We start from the raw sequence: 22,491 nt of genomic DNA, 5'->3' as shown, positions 1-22,491 counted from the left end.
CTCACGGCGTGCGCACCGTGGCGCGCGCCGTGACCCGCAGCCCGGCCATGCCGGGCAGGACCGCCGGGACGGCGACCGTCGCCCGTGTCGTCGCCGTGCCGCCCGGGGACGCGGCGGCGCGGATGGCGTCGGCCCGCACCCGCCGCTCGGCCTCCTGCCCCGCCCCCAGCACCGCGACGAGCTGCCAGGCGACGAGGGCCGCCGCGATCAGCACCGGCACGGCGGCGATCAGCTCGACGGCCGCCTGCCCGTGGGGGGGGCGCCGCGTCATCGCGCGACCTCCGCCTCGCCCGTGACCCGGGCGACGGGCAGGAACGGGAGGGGCCGCGGGACGTCGAGGCGCACCCGCACCCGGCGGCCGCCGTCGTCGACGGTGACCCGCGCCCGGCGGGCGTGACCCCCGGGCAGGACGGCGCGCGCCGCGGCCCCGACCGGCGCGCCCACCTCGGCGGCCCGCGCCCCCGCCCGGGCGGCACCCCCCGCGAGGCTCCACGCGTACGCACCCGCCACGAGCCAGCCGCAGACGAGGACCAGCAGGGCGAGGGCCGGGAGGAGGGCGACGAGCTCGACCGTCGCCTGGCCGCGGGGTGGTGGACGGCGGGGCACGGGGACATCGTGCGGCGGCGGCCCGTCACGGGTCACCGCCGGGGTGTCACGGGATCGTGCCGGGTGCGTGCCGGATGGCGCGCGGGGTCAGCGGAAGCGGCGGCTCTCGCGTATCACCCAGACGATGACCAGCACCAGGACGGCGATCAGCGCCAGCACGCCGAGCGGCGTCAGCCGGTCGCCGAGCAACGGGAAGCCGACGAGGAGGAGCAGCACGATGCCGATGGCGCACGCGATGATCACGTACCGCTGCCACGGCTTCAGCACGAGCCACGCCAGCTCGTTCTGCCGGAAGTAGTTGTAGGCGAACGCGATGATCGCGGCCAGGAACAGCACCTGGATGATCAGCGACGCCGTCCCCGTCGTCAGGCCGAAGCCCTCCTGCGACACGAACACCAGCCCCGCCGCGGCGGCGATGATCAGGAAGTTCCTGACGCCGACCCAGTTGACCCGGTTCACCCGCCCTCCGCCGCCTCGGTGGCGAGGAGGCGGGCGAGCTCGGCGATCGTCGGCGTGCCGCGGTCGCCTCCGCGCCGGGCGCGGACCGCCACCGTCCCCGCCTCCTGCTCGGCGTCGCCCACCACCAGCAGATAGGGGATCTTGGCGAGCTCGCCGTCGCGGATCCGCTTGCCGACCGACTCGGAGCGCCCGTCGACCTCGACCCGCAGGCCGGCGCTGCGCAGGCCCTCGCGCACGCTCGCCGCGTAGTCGGCGTGGCGGTCGGAGATCGGCAGCACCCGGGCCTGCTCCGGCGCGAGCCACAGCGGGAAGTCGCCGCCGGTGTTCTCGATGAGGATCCCGAGGAAGCGCTCGATCGACCCGGTGATCGCCCGGTGGATCATCACCGGCCGCTCCTCGGTGTCGTCGGCCGACGTGTAGACGAGGTCGAAGCGCTCGGGGAAGTTGAAGTCGAGCTGGCAGGTGCCGAGCTGCCACGGCCGGCCCATCGTGTCCGTGACCTGGAAGTCGATCTTCGGCCCGTAGAACGCGCCGTCGCCGACCTTGAGGCCGTACTCGCGGTCGCCGAGGGCGTCGCGCAGGGCCGCCTCGGCCTGGTCCCACATCTCGGGGGTGCCGGTCGCCTTCTCGGGGCGGGTCGACAGCTTCAGCTCGACCGTGTCGAAGCCGAAGCGCGCGTAGAAGCGGTCGGTCAGGTCGAGGATCGCGTTGACCTCGTCCTTCACCTGGTCGAGCCGGCAGAACACGTGCGCGTCGTCCTGCGTGAACGCCCGCACCCGGAAGAGCCCGTGCAGCACGCCCGACAGCTCGTGCCGGTGGACGTGCCCGAACTCGGCGTACCGCAGGGGGAGGTCGCGGTAGCTGTGCCGGCGACTGCGGTACACCAGGCAGGCGCCCGGGCAGTTCATCGGCTTGATCGCGAACTCCTGCCCGTCGACCTCGCTGAAGTACATGTTGTCGCGGTAGTGCTCGTTGTGGCCGCTGATGTCCCACAGCTGCGACGAGAGCATCGTCGGCGTCTGGATCTCGCCGTACTCCATCCGGTCGAGCTCCTCGCGCACCGCGGCGGTGATCGCGTTGACGATCGTCATGCCGCGCGGCAGGAAGAACGGGAACCCGGGGCCGAAGTCGTCGAAGTGGAACAGGTCGAGGTCGCGGCCGACGCGGCGGTGGTCGCGGGCCCGCGCCGTCTCGAGTCGCTCGAGGTGGGCGTCGAGGTCGGCCTTCGACGTGAACCCCGTCGCGTAGACCCGGGTGAGCTGCGGGTTCTTCTCGCTGCCGCGCCAGTAGGCGCCCGCCACCGACAGCAGCTTGACGGGGCCGAGGCGCCCGGTGTCCTGGACGTGCGGGCCGCGGCAGAGGTCCACGAAGTCGCGCTGGCGGTAGAGGGAGACCTCGGTCTCGCCCTGCCGGGTCAGCTCCTCGACCTGGTCGACCTTGTACGGGTCGCCGCGCTCGGAGAAGTAGGCGTGGGCGTCGGCGACGCTCATCACGCTGCGCTGGAACGGCGCCTTCGCCTTGCGGATCCGGTTGACCTCGGCCTCGATGGCCGCGAAGTCGCCCTCGGTGAGGGGACGCGGCGGGTCGAAGTCGTAGTAGAAGCCGTCGGCGATCGGCGGGCCGAAGCCGAGCTTCGTGCCGGGGACGACGGTCTGGACGGCCTCCGCCATGACGTGGGCCGCCGAGTGGCGCATCACGTAGAGGTAGTCGTCGCCGCTCTTCGGCGTGACGATCTGGAGGTGGTCGCCCTCGTGGAGCGGGAGGGCGAGGTCGCGTATGTCGTCGCCGACGCGCACGGCGACCGCGGCCTTCGCGAGGCCGGGCCCGATCGCGGCGGCGGCGTCGTACCCGCTGGCGCCCTCGGGCAACTCCAGACGGCTGCCGTCGGGGAGGAACACGTTCATCGGGAGGGGATGCTAGTGGACGGGTCCGCCGACGGGGTTGTGGCCGCCGGGTGACGGGGCGATGATCGGCAGGATGCTCGAGCGGTTCCTCTACACCGCCGACGGGCGCGTGCGCGTCCGCCACATGATCGGCCTCGTGGCGACCTGCATCGCGTTCGCCCTCTTCGGTAGCTTCCTGCTGGTGCTGACGCCCCTGCTCGGCGACCACGAGGGGGTGCAGACCCTCTGGGTGCTGTTCTCGGTCTTCATGCTGAAGTTCCCGCTGGTCAGCCTCGCGTTCTGGTTCATCCTGCGGAACACGGAGTGGCCGGTGCGGCCCCCGAAGTGGAGCGAGCGGGAGGCGCGGGAGATCCTCGCGTACCTCGTCGCCGAGGCCGACCGCGTGGAGCGGATGCCCGACGCGCCCGCCCGGCTCGCGTACCTCCAGCGCGAGGCCTGGAACGTGGCCGACCGGGTCGGCGGCGACGTCAAGCTGTCGGCGGTCGACACGGCGCTCCACATCGACGCCATGCTGGCCCGCCCGGGCGCCCGCCGGGGTCGTCCCGGGGGATGATGGAGGGGCGGCACGCGGACCTGCTGACCGAGGGGGTCGCGGCCGACGGCGCGGCGTTCCGGGCCCTGTTCGACGGGCGCGCCGACGACGCCCGGGCGGCCCTGCGGACGGCCGCCGGCCTCTACCGCGCGTCGTGGGAGGCCGCCCCGCCCCGCAGCTACGGGCGCCTCGTGGCGTACCTGAAGTCGGCGGTGCTGGCGGGGGACGGCAGGGAGGCGGCGGGCTACGTGCGGGCGGCGCTCGGCGGGACGGCCGACTCCCCCACCTCGGCGTACGCACTCGCCGTGACGGCGCTGATCGAGGGCGACGACGCCGGCGCCGCCGAGGCGGCGGCGACCATGGCCGGCGGGGGCGACGCCTTCGCCCGCGCCGCGGCCGCCCTCGCAGCCCTGGCGGCGCGCGACACCGCCGCGTACGGCGCGGCGGTGGCGGCGGTGGTGACCGACTTCGAGGGCCGCGACGCCCACCTCACCGGCGTGCCCGTCGCCGACACGGCGATGCTGCTCGAGGCCCTCGCCGCGGAGCGCGGCATGGCGGCGCGGCCGGCGTCGCCCCTGCTGCCCGGGGCCTGAACACGCCCTGACCACCGGCGCGCCGCGCGCCGACCCCTCCATGGTGTTCGGTACGGTGAACTCCGTGGGTGAGAGCCTCCTCATAACGCTGCGCGAAGGGTTCGAGGCGGCCCTCGTCGTCGCGATCGTGCTGGCCGCGGTCCACCGCGGCAACCGCCCCGACATGGCCCGCTGGGTGTGGGCCGGCACCGCCGCCGCCCTCCTCGTGTCGGCGGCCGCGGGCGTCGTGCTGCACCTGACGGTGGAGGACCTCACCGGCGTCCCCCGCCTGCGCACGTTCGCCCTGATCTGCCTCGCCGCCGCGGGGCTGCTCACCTGGATGGTGTTCTGGATGCGCCGCCACGCCCGCGGCCTGCGGGCCGAGCTCGAGGGCCGCGTCGAGGACGCCGTCGCCCACTCGGCGCTCGCGCTCGCCGGCGTCGCGTTCGTCGCCGTCGCCCGGGAGGGCCTGGAGACCGCCCTGTTCCTGGTGTCCAGCACCGGCGCCGGCTCCCCGTCGGACGTCCTGATCGGCGGGCTCGCCGGCCTGGTCGTCGCGGTGGCGCTCGGCGTGGCCGTCTACCACGGCAGCCGCGTCGTCCCGATGCGCCTCTTCTTCCAGGTGACCGGCGTCCTCGTCATCGTGATCGCCGCGGGGCTGCTCGCGCGGTCCGTCCAGTTCCTGCAGGCGGCGGGCGACCTCGGGACGGCCGACGACGCCGTCTACGACCTCACCGGGTTCGGCTGGCTCACCATCGACACCCAGAGCGGCCGGTTCCTCGCCGGCATCCTCGGGTGGGACCCGCGGCCCAGCGTCGAGCAGGTCCTCGTCTACGCGGCGTACCTGGTGCCGACGCTGGTCCTGTTCCTCCGCGGCGCCCGCCCCCGCCGGCCCGTCCCCCACGCGTCAGCCGCCGAGGGGACCACCGCCACCGCCTGAACCCGCCGCCCCGGGATCGACGGCCTCGACCGCCGCGATGGGGACGCCGAGGATGCGCTCCGCGAGCACGCGGAAGGCGGCGGTGTCGCCGCTGCAGGCGTACCGGCGCGTCCCCCGCCGGCCGGCGGCCCGCGCCGCGTGCCTCCGGTGGAGCGTCCCGGCCACCTCCTGCGCCATCTCCGCGCGCCCCTCGATGAGGGTCACGCCCGGCAGCTCGGCGCGCAGCAGGGGCGCGACCGCCGGGAAGTGGGTGCACCCGAGGATGACGGTGTCGACGCCCGCGGCGACGAGGGGCGCGGCGCACCCCGCGACGATCCCGGCCACCCGGTCGCCGAGCGGCTCGCCGTTCTGGACGACCGTCGCCAGGTCGGGGCAGGCGACGCCGGTCACGCTCACGCCCGCGTCGTGGGCGTGGATCATCCGCGGGTAGGCGCCGGAGCGGGTCGTCGCCTCCGTCGCCAGCACGCCGATCCGGCGGTTGCGCGTCGCGCGGACCGCCGCGTGCACCTCCGGCCGGATCACCCCGATCACCGGCGCGTCGAGCTCCCGCTGGAGGTCGGGGAGGGCCACCGCCGTCGCCGTGTTGCACGCGACCACCACGAGCTTCGCCCCCTGGGCCGCCACCCAGCGCCCGATCGCGAGGGTACGGGACCGCACGACCGCCGGGTCCTTGTCGCCGTAGGGGAAGAAGCCGGTGTCGCCGAAGTAGACGAAGTCCTCCTGCGGCAACGCGTCGAGGCACGCCCCGAGGACGGTCAGCCCGCCCACGCCGGAGTCGAACACGCCGATCGCCTGACGGGCCCCTGACGCCACGGCTCCCACGATAGCCTCGGGGCCGACGGCGAACGACCCGGGAGGACACCGTGGCGCGACGCCACGCCGACGAGCCCGACCCGACCGCCCTGCGCGCGGGCGCGCCACGGGACGCCGCCGCGATCGCCGCCCTCATCCGGCGCGAGAACCACCGGCCCGCCGACGAGGCGGCCATCGCCGCGAGCCTGGCCTCGGCGCCGAGCCTCGTCGCCGTCGAGGACGACGAGCTCGTCGGGTTCTTCTACGGGCGCCCGTTCGCCCCCGACATCGTCGAGATGCAGAACATGCTCATCGCGGCCCGCCACCGCGGACGCGGACTGGGGCGGAGGATGGTCGCCCGGACGGAGCAGGACCTGCGGGACGCGGGCTACCGCGCGGCGATCGGGGCCAACTCGGTGCTGCACCCGGGCACGACCCCCGAGCGGTGCATGACCGCCCGCGCCTTCTGGGTGCGGATGGGGTGGCACATCATCCTCGCGACCGGCGGGTCGGTGGTCCTGGTGCGGTGGCTCGGTCACGAGCCCGCCACGCCGTAGCGCGGGTCGGGGAACGCGGGGGGCGCGTCGCCCGTCACGATCGCCTCGGGCGCCGCCCCGTCCGGCAGGCGCACGACGACGCGCCACACCATGCCGGGCAGTCCGCCCATGGGCCGCACCTCGTCGACCCTCTCCACCACCCCCGTCACCGTGCCCTCGCCCAGCACCGCCACCGGCAGCTCCGCGCCGACGGCGGGGGGCCCGGTCACGCCAGCCGGTGCCGCGGGTCGAGGAACATCAGGCGCGCGTTGCCGCGTTTGATGCCGTTCGCGGTGCTGCCGTCCGGCAGGCGCAGGCGCACGCGCCACGCCAGGCCCCGCACCCCCTCCTGCACCAGCTCCTCCACCGCCTCGACGACGGCGTCGACCCGGCCCATGCCGAGCACCTCCAGCGCGACGACGTCGCCGACGCCGGGCGGCAGGACTCAGCCCTCGCCCGGCTGGACGAAGCCGGACTCGTAGGCCGCCACGACGACCTGCACCCGGTCGCGCAACCCGAGCTTGGCGAGGATGCGCGCCACGTGCGTCTTCACGGTCGCCTCGCTGACCACCAGCTCCGCGGCGATCTCGGCGTTGGACCGCCCGCGCGCGACGAGCCGCACCACGTCGAGCTCGCGGTCGGTCAGCTCCGCCATCGCCCCGGCGGGGCCGGCCCCCGGCGGGGGACGGCGCACGAAGTCGGCGATCAGGCGGCGGGTGAGCGCCGGGGCGAGCAGGGCGTCGCCCGCCGCCACCACCCGGACCGCGTTGACCAGCTCCTCGCGGCGGACGTCCTTCAGCATGAACCCGCTGGCGCCGGCCTTCATCGCCTCGTAGACGTACTCGTCGCCGTCGAAGGTGGTCAGCATCAGCACCCGCGGCGCGTCGTCCCCGTCGCCCATCAGGCGGCGGGTCGCGGAGATGCCGTCGAGGCCGGGCATCCGGATGTCCATCAGCACCACGTCGGGGCGCTCCGCCCGGGCCATGTCGATCGCCTCGTGGCCGTCGCGCGCGCCGCCGACGACCTCCATGTCGGGCTGCGCGTCGAGGATCATCCCGAACCCGTCGCGCACGAGCTCCTGGTCGTCGGCGATCAGGATCCGGATCACGACGCCGCCCCCGCGTCGAGGGGCAGGCGCGCCCGCAGGGCGAACCCGGCGGCGTCGTCGCGGGGTCCCGCCTGGAGGTCGCCGCCGTAGCAGGCGACCCGCTCCCGCATGCCCAGCAGGCCGTGCCCGAGGCCGTCGTCGGAGGGGTCGTGCCCGCGACCGTCGTCGCTCACCTCGAGGCGCAGCTCCCGCGGTCCGTACTCGAGCGCCACATGGGCGCGCGCCGGCCCCGCGTGCTTCAGGGCGTTGGTCAGCCCCTCCTGCACGATGCGGTAGGCCGACAGGTCGATCCCCGGGGGCAGGGGGCGCGGGTCGCCGGCGACGCTCACCTCGACCGGCAGGCCCGCGGCGCGCACCTGGCCGACGAGCGCGTCGAGCTCCGCCAGGCCGGGCTGCGGCGCGAGGGCGGGGTCCTCGTCGGCCATCTCGCGGAGCACCCCGAGCATGCGGCGCAGCTCGGTGAGCGCCCCGCGGCCGGTGTCCTGCACGGCGCCGAGGGGCCGTCGCGCCCGCTCCGGGTCGGTGTCGAGCATCGCCTCCGCCGCCTCGGCCTGCACGACCATCACGCTCAGGCTGTGCGCGACGACGTCGTGCATCTCGCGGGCGATGCGCGCCCGCTCCTCCGCGACGGCGGCGCGCGCCTCGGTCTCGCGTTCGCGCTCGAGGCGCTCGGCGCGCTCGCGCAGCTCGGCGGTGCGCCGCGCGTTGACGCGGTAGAGGTGGCCGATGAGCCAGGCGACGCCCAGGGTCGGGATCACCGAGAGGAGGTTGGTCGGGCTGCCGTCGGGGTCGCGGAAGACGACGACGATCACCGCCACCAGCAGGCCCGCCGCGCCCAGCAGCCGCGGCCAGGTGCCCCGCAGCGCCGCGCCGAGCAGACCCGCCGAGATCGCGATCACCATGAACGTCGCGAACGAGTAGGGCACCGAGCGGGGCCAGATGAGCGCCTGCGCGGTCACCCCGGCGATGACGAGCGCGGGCGCCAGGACCGGGGCACGCCTCCGCGCCAGCAGGGGCAGCCCCCAGATCAGGCTGAACGCGATGAGGGGAACGGGCGCCCCCTCGATGTCCTCGCTGAGGAAGACCTCTCCGACCCAGAAGGCGAACAGCGCGACGACCACGACGTCCAGCCATACCCGCTCGATGGTGCCTCCCAGCAGCCTCATGGGAGGGACGGTACATCGGGAGGTCCGCGGCGACGTCGCCCGTCCGGGCGGTGGCGCGTCATCCCCGGGGATGACGCCGCCGCGCCGGCGGGATGCGCACGGCGCCGCCGGGACCATCCCCCCGCCGCCGCCGGATCGGGAGGGCGGCCGATGGCGGCGGCGCGGGCCGGTCGTAGCGTCGCCCCATCACCGGACCACCCCTTCCAGGAGGCAGCGCCATGACCACCGCATCCCCCCTCGTGACCCCCCTGGTCGCGGACGGCGGCACCCGCGAACACCCCGTCGTCGTCGCCCGCGACCTCGTCCGCCTGCACGGCGCCGGCGAGACCGCGGTGCGCGCGCTCGACGGCGTCTCGATCGCCGTGGAGCGTGGTGAGCTCGTCGCCGTGATGGGCCCCTCGGGCTCCGGCAAGTCGACGGCTCATGCACATCCTCGCGGGCCTCGACCGCCCGACGGAGGGCGAGGTCTGGATCGACGACCGCGAGATCACCGGGATGGGCGACACCGCCCTCACGAAGCTCCGCCGCCGGCACATCGGCTTCGTCTTCCAGTTCTTCAACCTCCTCCCCACCCTCACCGCCGAGGAGAACATCGCGTTGCCGACGCGCATCGCCGGCGGCCGCCCGGACCCCCGGTGGCTCGACGAGGTGATCGACTCCGTCGGCCTCTCGGAGCGGCGCCGGCACCGTCCGGCGCAGCTGTCGGGCGGTCAGCAGCAGCGGGTGGCCATCGCCCGGGCGATGCTCTCGCGCCCGACCGTCATGTTCGCCGACGAGCCGACGGGCAACCTCGACTCCCGCGCGAGCGCCGAGGTGCTCGACCTGCTGCGGCGCTCCGCGGACGACCACGGGCAGACGCTCGTGATGGTCACGCACGACGCCCGGGCGGCGACGATCGCCGACCGGATCGTCTTCCTCGCCGACGGGCGCATCGTGCGCACGCTCGGCCGGTCCACGTCGACCGAGGTGCTCGACGCCCTCGCGGAGGTGACCCGATGACCCTCGCCACCCTCAGGAGCCTGATGGAGCGGCGCACCCGCGCCGCCCTCACCGCCCTCGCCATCGTGCTGGGCGTGGCCATGATCGCCGGCAGCCTCATCCTCACGGACACGATCGATCGGGCGTTCACCAACATCTTCAGCAGCTCGTACACCAACACCGACCTCGTCGTGCGCGGCACACCGGTCGTCGACGACGCCTTCGCCGGCACCCCCACCGTCCCGGCGTCGCTGCTCCCGCGCATCGAGGCGATCCCCGGGGTCGCCGAGGCGGGCGGCACGCTCGTGGACTTCTCGGGCACGGGCAACACCGCGAGGATGCTCGACCGCGACGGCGCGGTCATCGGCGGCGACATGCCGTCCTTCGGCTTCGGCGTGGACCCCGCCCACCCCCGCTTCAACCCGCTCACCCTCGCCGAGGGCACGTGGGCGTCGGGCCCCGGACAGGTCGTCATCGACGTGACCACCGCCTCCGACCACGACTTCGCGGTGGGCGACACGATCCGCGTGGTGGCCGAGGGGCCGGTGCGCTCCTACACCGTGAGCGGCATCGCCCGGTTCGGCGACGTCGACTCGCTCGGCGGGGCGACGATCGCCGTGTTCGACATCCCGACGGCGCGCGCGGTGCTCGGCAAGACCGGCTTCGACGCGATCCAGGTCGCCGCTGCGCCCGGCGTCCCCGACGAGGCCCTCGCCGCGCGCATCGCGGCCGTCCTGCCCGACGCCGCCGGCGTCCGCACCGGCGAGGAGCAGGCCGCCGCCGACAAGCAGGTCATCTCGGAGGCGATCACGTTCATCCGGGGCATCCTGCTCGCCTTCGGCGGCATCGCCCTGTTCGTCGGCGCCTTCGTCATCTTCAACACCCTGTCGATCACCGTCGCCCAGCGCTCCCGCGAGCTCGCGACGCTGCGCACCCTCGGCGCGTCGCGCCGGCAGGTGCTGCGCTCGGTGATGGGCGAGGCGGCGATCATCGGGCTGACCGCGTCGCTCCTCGGGCTGGCGCTCGGCCTCGGGCTCGCCGCCGGCCTGACGGCGCTCTTCCGCGCCATGGGCCTCGACATGCCGCAGGGCGACACCGTCTTCGCCACCTCGACGGTCGTCGTCTCCCTGGTGGTCGGGACGGTCGTGACCCTCCTGGCGGGCGTCGTGCCGGCCGTCCGGGCCACGCGGGTCCCGCCGATCCTCGCGGTCCGCGAGGGCGCGGCGGCCGCCGAGGGCGGCGCCTCGCGGCGCCGGAGCGTGGTCGCGGGCGCCGCGACGCTCCTCGCCGCCGCGATGCTCGTCCGGGGCCTCCTGGCCGACGGCCTCGGCGCCGCCGAGCGCCTGCTGATGCTGGGCGGCGGGGCCCTGGCGCTCTTCGTCGGCATCGCGGTCGTGTCGTCGCGCCTCGTGCGGCCGATCGCCGGCCTCGTCGGCTGGCCCATCGCCCGTACCGGCGTCGCCGGCGAGCTGGCCCGCGAGAACACCATCCGCAACCCCTCCCGCACGGCCGCCACCGCGGCGGCCCTCATGATCGGGCTCGCCCTCGTCACGCTCGTCTCGGTGCTGGGCGCGGGCCTCATCGGGACCGCCCGGTCCGACGTCACCGACCAGGTCGCGGCCTCGCACGTCATCACCTCGTCGAACGGCTGGGACCCGGCCCCGACGGGCGCCGGCCGTGCCGTCGCCGCCGCACACCCCGAGGCGCTCGTCTCGAGCGTCCGCGAGGACCGCGCGCTGGTGCAGGGCGAGCCGGTCCCCGTGAGCGGCGTGGACCCCGGCACCATCGACCGCGCCTACGCGTTCACCTGGAGCGAGGGGTCCGCCGCGTCGCTCGCGTCCCTCGCGGGCGACGGGGCCCTCGTCACGCGCACCTTCGCGGACGACCACGGCCTGTCCGTGGGGTCGTCGCTGGAGATCACGAGCCCCTCGGGCGCCACGCTCACCCGCACCGTGGTGGGCGTCTACGACCCGCCCCGGCTGATGCCGGTGCTGAGCCCCGTCGTCATCTCGCAGGACGCGTTCGACGACGGCTTCCCGCGGGCGAAGGACCGCTACACGTTCGTGGCGGGGGCGGACGGCGGCACCGCGGGCATCGAGCGGGCGCTGACCGACTTCCCCGACACGACGGTGAGCACGACCGAGGACTTCGCCCGCGACACCACCGCGGAGCTCTCCACGATCCTCAACATGCTCTACGTGCTGCTGGCCCTCTCGGTGGTCGTGAGCGTGTTCGGGATGGTCAACACCCTGGTGCTGGCCGTCCACGAGCGCACCCGCGAGCTGGGAATGCTGCGGGCGGTCGGCATGACGCGCCGCCAGACCCGGCGGATGGTGCGCGGCGAGAGCGTCGTCACCGCCCTCATCGGCGCGGCGGTCGGCATCCCGGTCGGCATCGGCATCGCCGCCCTCGCCGTCCGGTCGCTCTCGGAGTGGGGTGTGCGGCTGGAGATCCCCCTCGGGAGCCTCCTCGCCTTCGCCGCGGTGGCCGTGGTCGTCGGCGTCGTCGCGGCCGTCGCCCCGGCGCGGCGCGCCGCCCGGCTCGACGTGCTCCGCGCCCTGCAGTACGAGTAGGCGCGGGACCGGAGGGGGCCCGCCGCCACGGACGGCGGCGGGCCCCTCCGCGTGCGATCAGCTCTCGCAGGCCTTCCGCGACTCGACGTTCACGCACGAGTCGGTGCCGATACCGCCGTTGGCCGCGTCGCGACCGGCGCCGCCGTCGAGGCTGTCGTCGCCGCTCTCGCCGAACAGGCGGTCTCCGCCGCCGTCGCCGTTGACGCGGTCGTTGCCGCCACCGCCGCGCAGGCGGTCGCCACCGGCGCCACCGTTGAGCGTGTCGTTGCCGGGACCGCCGTTGGCGATGTCGTTGCCGCCGCCGCCGGTGATCACGTCCACGCCGGGCTGACCGGAGATCCGGTCGATGCCGGCGCCGCCGTTGAGGCTGTCACGGCCGGAGCCGCCGAGGATCGTGTCGCGGCCCGCGTCACCGGAGATGGTGTCGAGGCCGTCCGCGCCGCTCAGGCGGCTGTCGTTGCCGGCGCCGCCGAGGATGGTGTCGTTGCCCTCGCCACCGTCGCCGATGTCGTCGCCGCCGCCGAGGTCGATCCGGTCGTTGCCGGAGCGGCCCATCGCGGTGTCGTTGCCGAGGCTGCCGACGAGGCGGTCCGTGCCCTCGCCGCCGTCGAGGTGGTCGTCCCCGTTCGAGCCGTTGACGTTGTCGTCGCCGCCCTCGCCGAAGATCCGGTCGTTGCCGTCCCCGCCGTTGGCGCTGTCGTTGCCGTCGCCGAGGCAGATGACGTCGTCGCCGCCTCCGCCGTTGACCGTGTCGTTCCCGCCGAGGGTCACGATGACGTCGGCGTTGGGGGTGCCCGTGATGTTGTCCGCCGCCTCGGTCCCGACCTGCGTGGCGAGCTTGCCCTCGCAGGTGAAGCCGACCCCGGACTGGTGGGGGGTCGCGGCGATGGCGATCCCGGCGCCGGCGCCGCCGACCACCGCGATGGCCGCGAGCGCGCCGAGTCTCCTCATCCGCATCGTGGGCAGGGTCTTCACAGCCATGGACACTCCTCCTGGGACGACCGCGCGAGGGCCCTCTGCGGGCCGTGGACTCGACAAGGATCACGCCCGGGGTGGCTCCGTAAAGGTCCGCGCGTTGCGACCGGGCTGAAATCGGCGTTTCGTCTGTTGCAGGTTGCGGACCCACCCGGAGGAGTTGCGCGGGACCGCGTCGACGTGGTCGATTCGTGGGTCCGCCGTGCGTCAGGCGGGATGCGGCTCCACCGTCCGGGGGCGTCCGTCGTGGTCGCGGCGGCGGGCGGAGGCGACCGCCCCCATGCCCGCGGCGACGAGGCACGCGACGCCGCCGATGACGAGGCCCCCGCGGGCGCCGAGGTGCTCCGAGACCGCGCCGATGAGGGGCGCCCCGACGGGCGTGCTGCCGAGGAACGCCACGGCCCAGAGCGCCATCACGCGGCCGCGGAACCGGGGCTCCGCGGTGAGCTGGAGGGTGGTGTTGCCGACGGCGAGGAACGTGACGCTGGTGGCGCCGACGACCGCGAGCGCGACGAGCGCGACCGCGACGGTCGGTGCGGCGGCCGCCACGAGGATCGCGGCGCCGAACGTCGCCGCCGCGAGCGTCAGGGCCGGCAGCCCGGTGCGGCCGCGGCCGGCGACCACCAGCCCGCCGACGATGGCGCCCGCCCCCATCGCCGAGGTGAGCAGGCCGTAGGTGCCGGCGCCGCCGCCGAAGGTGCCCTCCGCGAGCAGCGGCAGCACGACCTGGAACTCGTAGGCGAGCGTGCCGACGACGGCGAGCATCATCAGGGGGACGAGCAGGTCGGGGGTGTGCGCGACGTAGCTGAGGCCCTGGCGCACCTGACGCGGCTCGCGGGCGGCGCGCGGCGCCGGGCGGAGGGCCGCGACGTCCATGCCGGCGAGGGCGACGACGACCGCGATGTAGCTCGCGGCGTTGATGAGGAAGCAGAGGCCGGTGCCGACCGTCGCGATCAGGACGCCCGCCACCGCCGGCCCCACCGCGCGCGCGCTGTTCACGAGGACGCTGTTGAGGCTGACGGCGTTGCGCAGGTTGCCGGCGCCCACCATCTCCTGGGCGAAGCTCTGCCGCGCCGGGTTGTCGCAGGCGGTCACCAGGCCGAGCGCGAGGGCGAGGGCGATGACCATCCAGAGCTCGACGGCCCCGGTGACGGTGAGGACGCCGAGGGTCAGCGCGATGGCGCCGAGGGCGACCTGGGTGGCGATCAGGAGGCGCCGCTTGTCCATCCGGTCGGCGAGCAGCCCGCCGTAGGGGGCGAGCAGCAGGATCGGGAGGAACTGCGCGCCGGCGACCAGGCCGAGGGCGGTGCCCGAGCCCGTCATCTCCAGGACGAGCCAGGCCTGCGCCACCGTCTGCATCCACGTGCCGACGAGGCTGACGGCCTGCCCGGCGAAGTAGCGGCGGTAGTTCGGCGTGGCGAGCGCCGCGAACGTCCCCCCGGCCCAGGCGCGGATCATCGGGCCTCGTCCACGCGGGCGAGGGCCTCGAGCGCCGGCAGTGCGTCGAGCAGCACCGCCACGTGCGCGGGGTCGAGCTCCTCGATGCGCTCCAGCAGCAGCGCCGCGCGGCGCGCGCGCAGCCGGGCGACGAGGCGCCGCCCGGCGGGGGTGGCCCGGGCGAGCGTGCAGCGGGCGTCGTCCGGGCTCGGCGCCCGCGTGGCGAGGCCGGCCTCCTCCAGGTGGGCGAGCACCCGGGAGAGCATCGTCGGGTTGACCGCCTCGGCGGCCGCGAGCTCCCCGGCGCCCGTGGGCCCCTGCCGCACGAGCGTGGCGAGCACGCTCGACTGGGTCGCCGTCAGCCCCTCCTCCGAGGCGGTGGTCCGCAGGCGCCGGCCGGTGCGCATGATCGCGTTGCGCAGGCGGATGACGGACTCCTCGTCCATCGCGGGGGGGCGGGGCTCGCTCGTGGTCGCACCTCGTGATCTATTGCTTGCCGGAAGGCAACTATAGCGCGCCGGGGCGCGGCGCGCCCGGCGGGCTCCGACCCGCCCCGACGGCCTACGCTTGGCGGATGCCCGCGCCCTCCCCGCCCCCGCCCGACCCGCTCGGCGCGCTACGGGAGCGCCGCTGGCGGGTGCTCACCGTCACCGGGATGGGCGCCTTCCTCGGCCCCCTCGACGTGACGGTGGTGGCGCTCGCGCTGCCCGCGATCGGGCGCGAGCTCGGGCTCTCGTTCTCGGGCGCGATCTGGATCCAGGCGGGGTACCTCCTCGCCTACGCCCTCGTGCTGATCCCCGCCGGGCGCCTGTCGGACCAGCTCGGGCGCCTGCGGGTGTGGCGCATCGGCATCGGGGTGTTCGCCCTCGCGTCCCTCGGGTCGGCCGTCAGCCAGAGCGACGCCGCGCTGCTGGCGTGGCGGGCCCTGCAGGGCGGGGGCGGGGCGATGCTCGCCGCGACGTCGACGGCGCTCGTGACGGCCGTGTTCCCGCCGCGCGAGCGCGGCAAGGCGCTCGGCCTCAACGTCATGGCCCTGTACCTCGGCCTGGCGCTCGGGCCGCTCATCGGCGGGCTGCTGGTCGACCACGCCGGCTGGCGGTGGATCTTCCTGGTCAACCTGCCGGTCGCCGCCGTCGCGTTCCTCGGCTCGCTCGGCCTCCCCGAGGGCCGGCCGGTCCCGGGACGGCCCCGTCTCGACCCGGTCGGGACGCTGCTGCTCGGCGCGGGGCTGTGCGGCGTGATGATCGGCCTCACCTTCGGCCCCGTCTGGGGGTGGGGATCGCCCCGCGTCGGCGGGCTGATCGCCGCGGGCGCCGGGCTGCTCGCCGCGTTCGCCGTGGCCGAGACGCGCGTGCGTGCGCCCCTGATCGACCTCGCCATGTTCCGGCGCAGCCGCCTCTTCGCCCTGGGCAACCTGGCGGCGCTGCTGAACTACGCCGCCGTCTTCGGGGTGATCGCGCTCACGGCGGTGCTGCTCGAGATCTCCGGCGGGCGCTCCCCGACGCAGGCGGGGCTGATCATGATCGCCCAGCCGGTGATCATGGTCGCCCTCTCCCCCGTCGCCGGGCGCATGTCCGACCGGATCGGGTCGCGGGCGCTGGCGAGCGGCGGCATGGTGCTCGTCGCGGCCGGCCTCGGGATCCTCGCGTTCGTGCCGGCCGGCATCCCCGTCCCCCACGTCGTCGCGGGGCTCGCCGTCACCGGGCTCGGGATGGCGGCCTTCAGCTCCCCGAACACGTCCGCCGTGATGGGCTCGGCCGACCCCGACCGGCTCGGCGTCGCCGCGGCCGTCCTCGCGATGATGCGGACCCTCGGCCAGACGCTGTCGCTCGCCATCCTCGGCACCCTCGCGGCCGCGCCCCTCGGCGCGGAGGGCGCGCGGGCGCTCTTCGGCGGTGAGACGGACGGCCTGGCCGGCGCGGACGCGTACCTCGACGGCTACCGGCTGGCGATGCTGGTCGGCGCCGCCATCGCGCTCGCGGGCGCGGCCCTGTCCCTGGGCCGCGGACCGGTCGTCCGCGAACGCCCGTCGGCCGCCCCGGCGGAGGTCGCGGGCCGCCCGACGTGAACGTTCTGGGAGGTACGGGCACCCCCGGTGTGAGGGAACTGTCAATCCGGCTTGCGTTGGCGCGGGCGGACGTGTCTCATGCCGCGATGCCCACTCGCCGATCGTTCCTGCCCGTTTCCGCAATCGTGCTGCTGGCGTCCGCCGCCGCGGCGACCGGTGCCCCGGCCGCCGCGGGGCCGCCCGCGCCGGGTCCCCCGACCGACGCGTCGGCGTGGACGGCGTCACTGACACGCGGTGTCACGGCCCGCTCCGCGCCCGGCCTGTCGTCGCGCGCCGTCGCGCGCGTCGACCGGGTCACCGCCTTCTGGCGGCGGCCGCAGCGCCTGCTGGTGCTGAGCGCCGTGACCGAGGACGCCACCGGCAAGGGCTGGGTGCGGGTGCGGCTGCCGGAGCGGCCGAACCGCTCCAGCGGCTTCGTCCCCGTCGACGCGGTGAAGCTCTCCACCACCTCCCTGCGCCTGCGCGTGTCGGTGAGCGGGCGGAAGGTCGAGCTGCTGCGCGGCGGCCGGAAGGTGGCCTCGTACCGGGCCGCCGTCGGGAACGACGCGACCCCCACGCCGACCGGCCTCTTCGCGATCCAGGACCCCGTGCCCTCGTCGGCGTCCCAGCGGTCGTACCTCGGCCCGTACATCCTCACCCTGACCGCCTACAGCTCGGTGCTGCAGACGTTCATGGGCGGCAACGGCCTCGTCGCGATCCACGGCACCTCCGCGTCGCACCTGCTGGGGCAGGCGGTCAGCAACGGGTGCATCCGCATCGACAACGCCGCCGTCACGCGCCTCTACAACCTGGTGCGGCCCGGCACCCCGGTCGAGATCGTCGCCTAGGCCCGACCGGGCCCGCGGCCGGCGGACCGGCCATGATGGGCGCCATGGAGGGCGCGGCGGAGCGGGACGTCGAGATCGTGGCCATGCGGCGCGCCGACTGGCCGCGGGTCGCCGAGATCTACGCCGAGGGGATCGCGACCGGCGGGGCGACCTTCGAGACCGAGGTGCCGCCCTGGGGGCGGTGGGACGCGGCGCACCTCCCGGCGCCCCGGCCCGTCGCGCGGATCGACGGGCGCATCATGGGCTGGGCGGCCGTCGCCCGCGTCTCCGACCGCGCCGTCTACCGGGGCCGGGTCGAGTGCTCGCTCTACATCGCGGCGGAGGCCCGTGGGATGGGCGTCGGCGAGGCGCTGATGGACGCCCTCACCGCGCAGGCGGACCGGGCCGGCATCTGGACGATGGAGGCGATCGTCTTCCCCGACAACACCGCGAGCCTGAAGATGCTGGAGGCGTGCGGGTTCCGCGTCGTCGGCACGCGCGAGCGGCTGGCGAAGCGCGACGGCCGGTGGCGCGACGTGCTGCTGCTCGAGCGCCGCGGCCCGGTCGTGTAGCGGGGCCTAGAGGCGGCCGGACGCGAGGACCCGGCGCAGGAACTGCTGGGTCTCGGGGCGCTCGGGGGCGGTGAAGATCCGCGCCGGGTCGCCCCGCTCGACGACGCGGCCCTCGTGCAGGAAGCAGACCTCGTCGGCGACGTCCCGCGCGAACGCCATCTCGTGGGTGGCGATCACCATCGTCATGCCCTCCGCCTTCAGGCCGCGGATCAGCTCGAGCACCTCCCCGACGAGCTCCGGGTCGAGGGCGCTCGTGACCTCGTCGAGCAGCAGGGCCCGCGGCCGGGTCGCGAGGGCCCGGACGATCGCGACGCGCTGCTGCTGGCCGCCGGAGAGGCGGTCGGGGTAGTCGTCCTCGCGTCCCGCGAGGCCGAACCGCGCGAGCAGGTCGCGTCCCCGCTCCCGCGCCTCGGCCCGGTCGACGCCGCCGGCGCGCACCGGCGCCAGGACGACGTTCTCGATGACCGACAGGTGCGGGAACAGGTTGAACGCCTGGAAGACGAGGCCGAGGCGGCGCCGGACGCCGACGACCGCGCACGCGGGGTCGGTGATCACCTCGCCGTCGAGCAGGATGTCGCCGTCGTCGATCTCCTCCAGCAGGTCGATGCACCGCAGCAGCGTCGACTTGCCCGACCCGGACGCACCGATCAGGGCCGTCGCCCGGTGCTCCCCGACCTCCATGTCGATGCCCCGGAGCACCTGCCGCTCGCCGTACGCCTTGGTCACGCCGCGCACCTCGATCACCGGCGGCTTCACGGCGTCACCGTGTGCCCCTGCCGACGCCGGGCGCGCGCCTGCTGGTGGTCGACGATGCGGGCGAGCGGCACGGTCACCGCGAGGTAGAGCAGCGCCGCCGCGAGGAACGGCGTGTAGTTGAAGTCCGACGCGGCGTTGATCTGGGCGACGCGGAACGCCTCCTGCGGCCCGAGGATCGAGACCAGGGCCACGTCCTTCTGCAGCGAGATGAAGTCGTTGAGGAGGGGCGGGACGACGCGCCGCACCGCCTGGGGCACGATCACGAAGCGCATCGCCTGGCGCTCCGTCAGTCCCACGGCGAGCGCCGCCGACCTCTGACTCGGGTGGACCGAGTCGAGGCCGGCGCGGTAGACCTCCGCGACGTAGGCGGTGTAGCAGAGGGCAAGGCCGAAGCCGCCGAGCACGACGGGGTCGGCGAACCACCCCCGCACCCCGAGGGCCGGGATGCCGAACCCGACGAGGTAGACGACCAGGATCACCGGGACGCCGCGCAGGACGTCGGTGTAGACCGTCGCCAGCAGCCGGACGGGGAACAGGGCCGGCGCGCCCGTCACGCGGACGAGGGCGACCCCGAGGGCGGCGACGAGGACGATGACCTCGACGACCACGAAGAGCTTCACGTCGAGCCAGAAGCCCCGCAGCACGTCGGGGAACGACTCCCGGAAGACGTCCCACGAGAAGAACGTCTCGCGGACGTCGTCCCAGCCGGGGGCGTTGACCAGCAGCAGCGCCAGCCCGCCGAGGACGACGACGGTGGAGACCGCCGCGACGACCGTGCCGCGGCGGGCACGCCGCCGCCGGGCCGCCTCACGGGCGACCCGGCGTGCGGATGCGGTGGTCACGCCGTCGTGCGGGGCGGCGACCGCCTACTCCAGGTCCAGCTCCGGCGCCTCGGCGCCGATCCACTGCTCGGTGATGGCGGCGAGCTCACCCGATTCGCGCAGGGCCGAGACCGCCGAGGAGACGCAGGGGGTGAGGGCGGAGTCCTTCGCGAGCACGACGCCCCAGTCGTCGCCGCCGGGGGCGCTGAACTGGCCGACGACCTCGGAGCCCTCGATCTCGACGTCGCGCAGGTAGATCGCGGTGGGCAGGTCGGTGACGATCGCGTCGACCTGGCCGTTCTTCAGCGCCCGCACCGTGTCGTTCGAGTCGTTGAAGACCTGCGGCTCGGAGGAAGGGCCGATGACGCTCGTGACCGCGTCGAGGCTGGTGGTGCCGACCTGCACGCCGATCTTCGCGTCCTTCAGCTCGGCGACGCTGGTCGCGCCCGCGTAGTCGGAGCCCGCCGCGACGAGGACGGCCTGGGGGGTCGTGTAGTACGGCTCGGAGAAGTCGACCTGACCGGCCCGCTCGGGGGTGATCGAGATCTGGTTGATGTCGAAGTCGAAGTCCTTCGGACCGGGCGCATACGACGAGTTGAACGGGACGACCGCCCACGTGACCTCGTCGGGCGCGAACCCGAGCCCGGCGGCGATGGCGTAGGCGACGGCGCTCTCGAAGCCCTCGCCGTTGGTCGGGTCGTCATCGACGAAGTACGGGGGGAACGCGGGGGAGTCGGTGCCGATCGTCAGCGTGTCGTCCGCGACCAGGTCGAGATCGCTCCGCTCACAGGCGGTCGCGGTCGTCGCGGCGGTCGAGGCGGCCGAGGTGTCGTCGTCGTCGCCACAGGCGGCGAGGGCGACGGACGCGACGGCCACGAGGGCGAGGGCGGCGATGAGGCGACGGGCTCTGCGCATGCGGGTCCTCGGGGTTCGCCGGGCGGCGCCGCGTGTGCGGGCGCCGTCCGAGATGTGACGGATTCGTGAAAGCCGCGCGAGAGTACCCCGTCCGGGTCCGCCCCGCCTAGTGACCCCCCGGGCCCGGGGGCCGGGGCGTCTCGGACCGAGGTGGTCACGCACGCGCCACGGGGGCTTGACTTCGAGTTCGGTCGAAGTCCTAGCGTGGCGTTCGTGACCTCCCCCCGGACATCGGCGCGGGACCCCGGCCCGGCGGCCGCGTCATCCCCGGGGATGACGCGGGGTGGCCCACGGGATGGGTGCCGCGCGCCGCGGACCATCCCGCGGTCGGAGGCGGTTCGGAGTGACGGTGGATGGCGTGGCGACGGATCCGCCATAGCGTCGGCCCCGTCACCGGCCACACCCCCCCGAGCACGCGACGGGGCCCGGGTGCGGACCAGGGACCGGACTAGGGGCTTCACCGACTCGCCGCGTCGGGAGCCGACGTAGCGTGGCGTTGACGGCACGGAGAAAGGCTCGACGATGAACCGCACACGATCCGCACGACTGACGCGACCCACGGGATGGGTCGCCGAGCTCACGGTCTTCGCCATGGCGCTGCTCGCCTACCAGGCGTCGCGCGCCGTGGTGATCGGCGACGCCGAGGACGCCCTGCGCAACACCGCCGCCATCGTCGACGCCGAGCGCGCCGCGGGCGTGTTCTGGGAGCCGGCGATCCAGGCGTGGGCGCGGAGCCACGACGGCCTGGTCCCGGCGATGAACCAGTTCTACCTGCTCGCCCACCTGCCGGTGACGGCGGCGTTCTTCGTGTGGGTGTACCGCCGGCGCCGCCCCGCGTACCGGGTGCTCCGCGACGGCTTCCTGGCCGCGAACGCGATCGCCCTGACGATCTTCGTGGCGGTCCCCGTCGCGCCGCCGCGCCTCGCGTCGCTGCCGGGCCTCGACGACACCCTGCGCACCGTCAGCGGGATCGACCTGCACGGCGGTCCGCTGTCGGGGCTGTTCAACCCGTACGCCGCCGTCCCCTCGATGCACTTCGGCTACGCGGCGCTGATCGGCGGCGGCGTGCTCGCCCTGTCGCGCAACCGGGTGCTCGGATCCCTCGCCCTGGCGTACCCCGTGGTCGTGTTCCTCACGATCGTCGCGACGGCGAACCACTTCGTGGTGGACGCCGCGGCCGGTGGCCTGGTGATGGCCGTCGGCGTCGGGGCCGCCGCCTGGCTGCACGCGCACCCGGTGCGCCTGCGCCGCCCGGCGCCGGTCACGAGCCGTGGCGACTGGGGTCGCGTGGCGCTGCCGGCGCTCGGCGGGGCGGCGGGCCTCGCCGGCGTCGCCCTCGCTCAGGGCGCGGGGAACCAGCCCCGTGCGACGGCGAACAGGTGGCGGTCGGCGAGCACGTTCAGCGCCCGCCGGGCCTGCACGAACCGGTCGGCGATCGCCTCGAGCAGCGGCGTCGCCGGGGCCTGCGCGCGCGCCGCGAGCCGGTACCAGCGCGCCCCGAGCTGATCGAGCAGGCCCACGCCTCCCCGGCTCTCGAGGGCCTCCCCCAGCGTCTCGCCGGACGTGCCGCCGACCTCGGCGGCGCGTCCGAGGCGCTGGAGGTCGATCGGCCGGAACGCCCGGGACGCGGTGTGGTCGGGGAAGACGCCGGCGAGGAACAGCGACAGGTCGCCGAGGCGGCGGTGGACCATGGGGTGGCGGGCCTCGGGCAGCGCGTCGAGCGTGGACGCCAGCTCCATCGGGTCGAGCTCGCTGTAGCGCTGGCGGCGCCACCCCCGCGGCGTCTCGCGCCACACGCTGCCGCTCGCGACGCGCGTGTAGGAGGTGAGGAGCGTCGCGAGGAACACGCGCCGCCGGCCGTCGGCGAGCAGCTCGCGGAGGTCGTCGGCGCCGAGCAGCGGGATGCGCTGACGCGGGCCGACCCACTCCTGCACGTACGTCGCGCCGCGCAGCTCCTCGGCGACCCGCTCGACGG

24 protein-coding genes and 1 pseudogene are annotated in these 22,491 nt (G+C 75.1%); 10 read left to right on the top strand and 15 right to left on the bottom strand.

Annotated elements, in window-relative coordinates; all coding sequences use genetic code 11:
- Window position 1: 1 nt before the first annotated feature.
- From IU369_RS06280 to thrS, 4 genes are all read right to left on the bottom strand, one after another.
- Window positions 2–271 carry a hypothetical protein gene (locus IU369_RS06280; protein ID WP_217923715.1) on the bottom strand — a complete coding sequence of 90 codons (270 nt, stop codon included), beginning with the start codon at window positions 269–271 and terminating at the stop codon, window positions 2–4.
- Window positions 268–606: a TadE/TadG family type IV pilus assembly protein gene (locus tag IU369_RS06275; protein WP_217923714.1), complete on the bottom strand. Its 339-nt coding sequence runs from the start codon at window positions 604–606 to the stop codon at window positions 268–270. Before IU369_RS06275 ends, IU369_RS06280 begins: the two co-directional genes overlap by 4 nt.
- A gap of 87 nt (window positions 607–693) precedes the next feature.
- Window positions 694–1,065, bottom strand: a complete 372-nt coding sequence (locus IU369_RS06270) for a hypothetical protein (RefSeq protein WP_217923713.1) — start codon at window positions 1,063–1,065, stop codon at window positions 694–696.
- Window positions 1,062–2,969 (bottom strand): threonine--tRNA ligase, encoded by a 1,908-nt coding sequence (gene thrS, locus IU369_RS06265; RefSeq protein ID WP_217923712.1) that lies wholly within the window; start codon window positions 2,967–2,969, stop codon window positions 1,062–1,064. Before thrS ends, IU369_RS06270 begins: the two co-directional genes overlap by 4 nt.
- A 73-nt stretch (window positions 2,970–3,042) precedes the next feature.
- Between thrS and IU369_RS06260 the strand changes: the two genes are divergently transcribed.
- The 3 genes from IU369_RS06260 to IU369_RS06250 all read left to right on the top strand — a co-directional run bounded on the left by IU369_RS06260 (window position 3,043) and on the right by IU369_RS06250 (window position 5,013).
- The gene (locus tag IU369_RS06260) at window positions 3,043–3,522 is read left to right on the top strand and encodes a hypothetical protein (protein ID WP_217923711.1); all 480 of its coding nucleotides are present in this window, start codon (window positions 3,043–3,045) and stop codon (window positions 3,520–3,522) included.
- The gene (locus tag IU369_RS06255) at window positions 3,522–4,094 is read left to right on the top strand and encodes a hypothetical protein (protein ID WP_217923710.1); all 573 of its coding nucleotides are present in this window, start codon (window positions 3,522–3,524) and stop codon (window positions 4,092–4,094) included. Before IU369_RS06260 ends, IU369_RS06255 begins: the two co-directional genes overlap by 1 nt.
- A 64-nt stretch (window positions 4,095–4,158) precedes the next feature.
- Window positions 4,159–5,013, top strand: a complete 855-nt coding sequence (locus IU369_RS06250; RefSeq protein WP_217923709.1) for an FTR1 family iron permease — start codon at window positions 4,159–4,161, stop codon at window positions 5,011–5,013.
- Here IU369_RS06250 and murI read toward each other — a convergent pair.
- A complete protein-coding gene (gene murI, locus IU369_RS06245; protein ID WP_217923708.1) occupies window positions 4,981–5,826 on the bottom strand; it encodes a glutamate racemase in 846 nt (281 codons plus the stop codon). The genes IU369_RS06250 and murI overlap by 33 nt on opposite strands.
- A gap of 50 nt (window positions 5,827–5,876) precedes the next feature.
- Here murI and IU369_RS06240 point away from each other — a divergent pair, with 50 nt between their 5' ends.
- Window positions 5,877–6,362 carry a GNAT family N-acetyltransferase gene (locus IU369_RS06240; RefSeq protein ID WP_217923707.1) on the top strand — a complete coding sequence of 162 codons (486 nt, stop codon included), beginning with the start codon at window positions 5,877–5,879 and terminating at the stop codon, window positions 6,360–6,362.
- Here the strand turns inward: IU369_RS06240 and IU369_RS06235 are convergent.
- The 4 genes from IU369_RS06235 to IU369_RS06220 are packed head-to-tail and all read right to left on the bottom strand — an operon-like array spanning window position 6,341 to window position 8,615.
- Entirely contained in the window at window positions 6,341–6,571 is a 231-nt protein-coding gene (locus IU369_RS06235; RefSeq protein ID WP_217923706.1) for a hypothetical protein, read from the bottom strand. The two genes, IU369_RS06240 and IU369_RS06235, sit on opposite strands and share 22 nt — an antisense overlap.
- Window positions 6,568–6,738 carry a hypothetical protein gene (locus tag IU369_RS06230; protein WP_217923705.1) on the bottom strand — a complete coding sequence of 57 codons (171 nt, stop codon included), beginning with the start codon at window positions 6,736–6,738 and terminating at the stop codon, window positions 6,568–6,570. Before IU369_RS06230 ends, IU369_RS06235 begins: the two co-directional genes overlap by 4 nt.
- 48 nt (window positions 6,739–6,786) lie before the next feature.
- The gene (locus tag IU369_RS06225) at window positions 6,787–7,449 is read right to left on the bottom strand and encodes a response regulator (protein ID WP_246551367.1); all 663 of its coding nucleotides are present in this window, start codon (window positions 7,447–7,449) and stop codon (window positions 6,787–6,789) included.
- Window positions 7,446–8,615, bottom strand: coding sequence for a sensor histidine kinase (locus IU369_RS06220; RefSeq protein WP_217923704.1), 1,170 nt, complete (start codon window positions 8,613–8,615; stop codon window positions 7,446–7,448). The genes IU369_RS06225 and IU369_RS06220 overlap by 4 nt, the downstream gene beginning before the upstream one ends.
- 248 nt (window positions 8,616–8,863) lie before the next feature.
- Between IU369_RS06220 and IU369_RS06215 the strand changes: the two are divergent.
- Both IU369_RS06215 and IU369_RS06210 read left to right on the top strand, forming a co-directional pair.
- Window positions 8,864–9,614 (top strand): annotated as a pseudogene (locus IU369_RS06215) (ABC transporter ATP-binding protein).
- The gene (locus tag IU369_RS06210) at window positions 9,611–12,166 is read left to right on the top strand and encodes an ABC transporter permease (protein ID WP_217923702.1); all 2,556 of its coding nucleotides are present in this window, start codon (window positions 9,611–9,613) and stop codon (window positions 12,164–12,166) included. Before IU369_RS06215 ends, IU369_RS06210 begins: the two are co-directional and overlap by 4 nt.
- Before the next feature lie 57 nt (window positions 12,167–12,223).
- Here the strand turns inward: IU369_RS06210 and IU369_RS06205 are convergent, their stop codons facing one another.
- From IU369_RS06205 to IU369_RS06195, 3 genes are all read right to left on the bottom strand, one after another.
- Window positions 12,224–13,147 carry a calcium-binding protein gene (locus IU369_RS06205; protein ID WP_217923701.1) on the bottom strand — a complete coding sequence of 308 codons (924 nt, stop codon included), beginning with the start codon at window positions 13,145–13,147 and terminating at the stop codon, window positions 12,224–12,226.
- 201 nt (window positions 13,148–13,348) lie between these two features.
- A complete protein-coding gene (locus IU369_RS06200; protein ID WP_217923700.1) occupies window positions 13,349–14,599 on the bottom strand; it encodes an MFS transporter in 1,251 nt (416 codons plus the stop codon).
- Window positions 14,596–15,024: a MarR family winged helix-turn-helix transcriptional regulator gene (locus IU369_RS06195; protein ID WP_217923699.1), complete on the bottom strand. Its 429-nt coding sequence runs from the start codon at window positions 15,022–15,024 to the stop codon at window positions 14,596–14,598. The genes IU369_RS06200 and IU369_RS06195 overlap by 4 nt, the downstream gene beginning before the upstream one ends.
- 128 nt (window positions 15,025–15,152) lie before the next feature.
- Between IU369_RS06195 and IU369_RS06190 the strand changes: the two genes are divergently transcribed.
- The 3 genes from IU369_RS06190 (at window position 15,153) to IU369_RS06180 (ending at window position 18,024) form a co-directional block, all read left to right on the top strand.
- Window positions 15,153–16,646, top strand: coding sequence for an MFS transporter (locus IU369_RS06190; RefSeq protein ID WP_217923698.1), 1,494 nt, complete (start codon window positions 15,153–15,155; stop codon window positions 16,644–16,646).
- Between the two features lie 86 nt (window positions 16,647–16,732).
- A complete protein-coding gene (locus tag IU369_RS06185) occupies window positions 16,733–17,473 on the top strand; it encodes a L,D-transpeptidase family protein (RefSeq protein ID WP_217923697.1) in 741 nt (246 codons plus the stop codon).
- 44 nt (window positions 17,474–17,517) lie between these two features.
- On the top strand, window positions 17,518–18,024 hold the full coding sequence (locus IU369_RS06180; RefSeq protein ID WP_217923696.1) for a GNAT family N-acetyltransferase: 507 nt from the start codon (window positions 17,518–17,520) through the stop codon (window positions 18,022–18,024).
- Between the two features lie 6 nt (window positions 18,025–18,030).
- Here IU369_RS06180 and IU369_RS06175 read toward each other — a convergent pair whose 3' ends face one another.
- Genes IU369_RS06175 through IU369_RS06165 form a run of 3 tightly spaced genes read right to left on the bottom strand, consistent with a single transcriptional unit; the run spans window position 18,031 to window position 20,516 of the window.
- Window positions 18,031–18,780, bottom strand: a complete 750-nt coding sequence (locus IU369_RS06175) for an amino acid ABC transporter ATP-binding protein (protein ID WP_246551365.1) — start codon at window positions 18,778–18,780, stop codon at window positions 18,031–18,033.
- Window positions 18,777–19,622 (bottom strand): amino acid ABC transporter permease, encoded by an 846-nt coding sequence (locus IU369_RS06170; protein WP_217923695.1) that lies wholly within the window; start codon window positions 19,620–19,622, stop codon window positions 18,777–18,779. Before IU369_RS06170 ends, IU369_RS06175 begins: the two co-directional genes overlap by 4 nt.
- Window positions 19,623–19,646: 24 nt before the next feature.
- Window positions 19,647–20,516 carry an ABC transporter substrate-binding protein gene (locus IU369_RS06165; protein ID WP_217923694.1) on the bottom strand — a complete coding sequence of 290 codons (870 nt, stop codon included), beginning with the start codon at window positions 20,514–20,516 and terminating at the stop codon, window positions 19,647–19,649.
- Window positions 20,517–21,038: 522 nt separating this feature from the next.
- Here IU369_RS06165 and IU369_RS06160 point away from each other — a divergent pair.
- The gene (locus IU369_RS06160) at window positions 21,039–22,022 is read left to right on the top strand and encodes a phosphatase PAP2 family protein (protein ID WP_217923693.1); all 984 of its coding nucleotides are present in this window, start codon (window positions 21,039–21,041) and stop codon (window positions 22,020–22,022) included.
- Window positions 22,023–22,491 lie beyond the last annotated feature (469 nt).

The organism is Miltoncostaea oceani, from assembly GCF_018141545.1.
GTDB lineage: Bacteria > Actinomycetota > Thermoleophilia > Miltoncostaeales > Miltoncostaeaceae > Miltoncostaea > Miltoncostaea oceani.
Note: the sequence above shows the minus strand (reverse complement) of the source record. Positions and strands in the feature narration are given on the sequence as shown.

Bases quoted from the DNA above. Each gene is read 5' to 3' on its own strand.
- IU369_RS06280 (WP_217923715.1), bottom strand. From the start codon at position 271: ATGACGCGGCGCCCCCCCCACGGGCAGGCGGCCGTCGAGCTGATCGCC.
- thrS (WP_217923712.1), bottom strand. From the start codon at position 2,969: ATGAACGTGTTCCTCCCCGACGGCAGCCGTCTGGAGTTGCCCGAGGGC.
- IU369_RS06260 (WP_217923711.1), top strand. From the start codon at position 3,043: ATGCTCGAGCGGTTCCTCTACACCGCCGACGGGCGCGTGCGCGTCCGC.
- IU369_RS06255 (WP_217923710.1), top strand. From the start codon at position 3,522: ATGGAGGGGCGGCACGCGGACCTGCTGACCGAGGGGGTCGCGGCCGAC.
- IU369_RS06230 (WP_217923705.1), bottom strand. From the start codon at position 6,738: ATGGGCCGGGTCGACGCCGTCGTCGAGGCGGTGGAGGAGCTGGTGCAG.
- IU369_RS06220 (WP_217923704.1), bottom strand. From the start codon at position 8,615: ATGAGGCTGCTGGGAGGCACCATCGAGCGGGTATGGCTGGACGTCGTG.
- IU369_RS06210 (WP_217923702.1), top strand. From the start codon at position 9,611: ATGACCCTCGCCACCCTCAGGAGCCTGATGGAGCGGCGCACCCGCGCC.
- IU369_RS06205 (WP_217923701.1), bottom strand. From the start codon at position 13,147: ATGGCTGTGAAGACCCTGCCCACGATGCGGATGAGGAGACTCGGCGCG.
- IU369_RS06200 (WP_217923700.1), bottom strand. From the start codon at position 14,599: ATGATCCGCGCCTGGGCCGGGGGGACGTTCGCGGCGCTCGCCACGCCG.
- IU369_RS06195 (WP_217923699.1), bottom strand. From the start codon at position 15,024: ATGGACGAGGAGTCCGTCATCCGCCTGCGCAACGCGATCATGCGCACC.
- IU369_RS06190 (WP_217923698.1), top strand. From the start codon at position 15,153: ATGCCCGCGCCCTCCCCGCCCCCGCCCGACCCGCTCGGCGCGCTACGG.
- IU369_RS06185 (WP_217923697.1), top strand. From the start codon at position 16,733: ATGCCCACTCGCCGATCGTTCCTGCCCGTTTCCGCAATCGTGCTGCTG.
- IU369_RS06180 (WP_217923696.1), top strand. From the start codon at position 17,518: ATGGAGGGCGCGGCGGAGCGGGACGTCGAGATCGTGGCCATGCGGCGC.
- IU369_RS06165 (WP_217923694.1), bottom strand. From the start codon at position 20,516: ATGCGCAGAGCCCGTCGCCTCATCGCCGCCCTCGCCCTCGTGGCCGTC.
- IU369_RS06160 (WP_217923693.1), top strand. From the start codon at position 21,039: ATGAACCGCACACGATCCGCACGACTGACGCGACCCACGGGATGGGTC.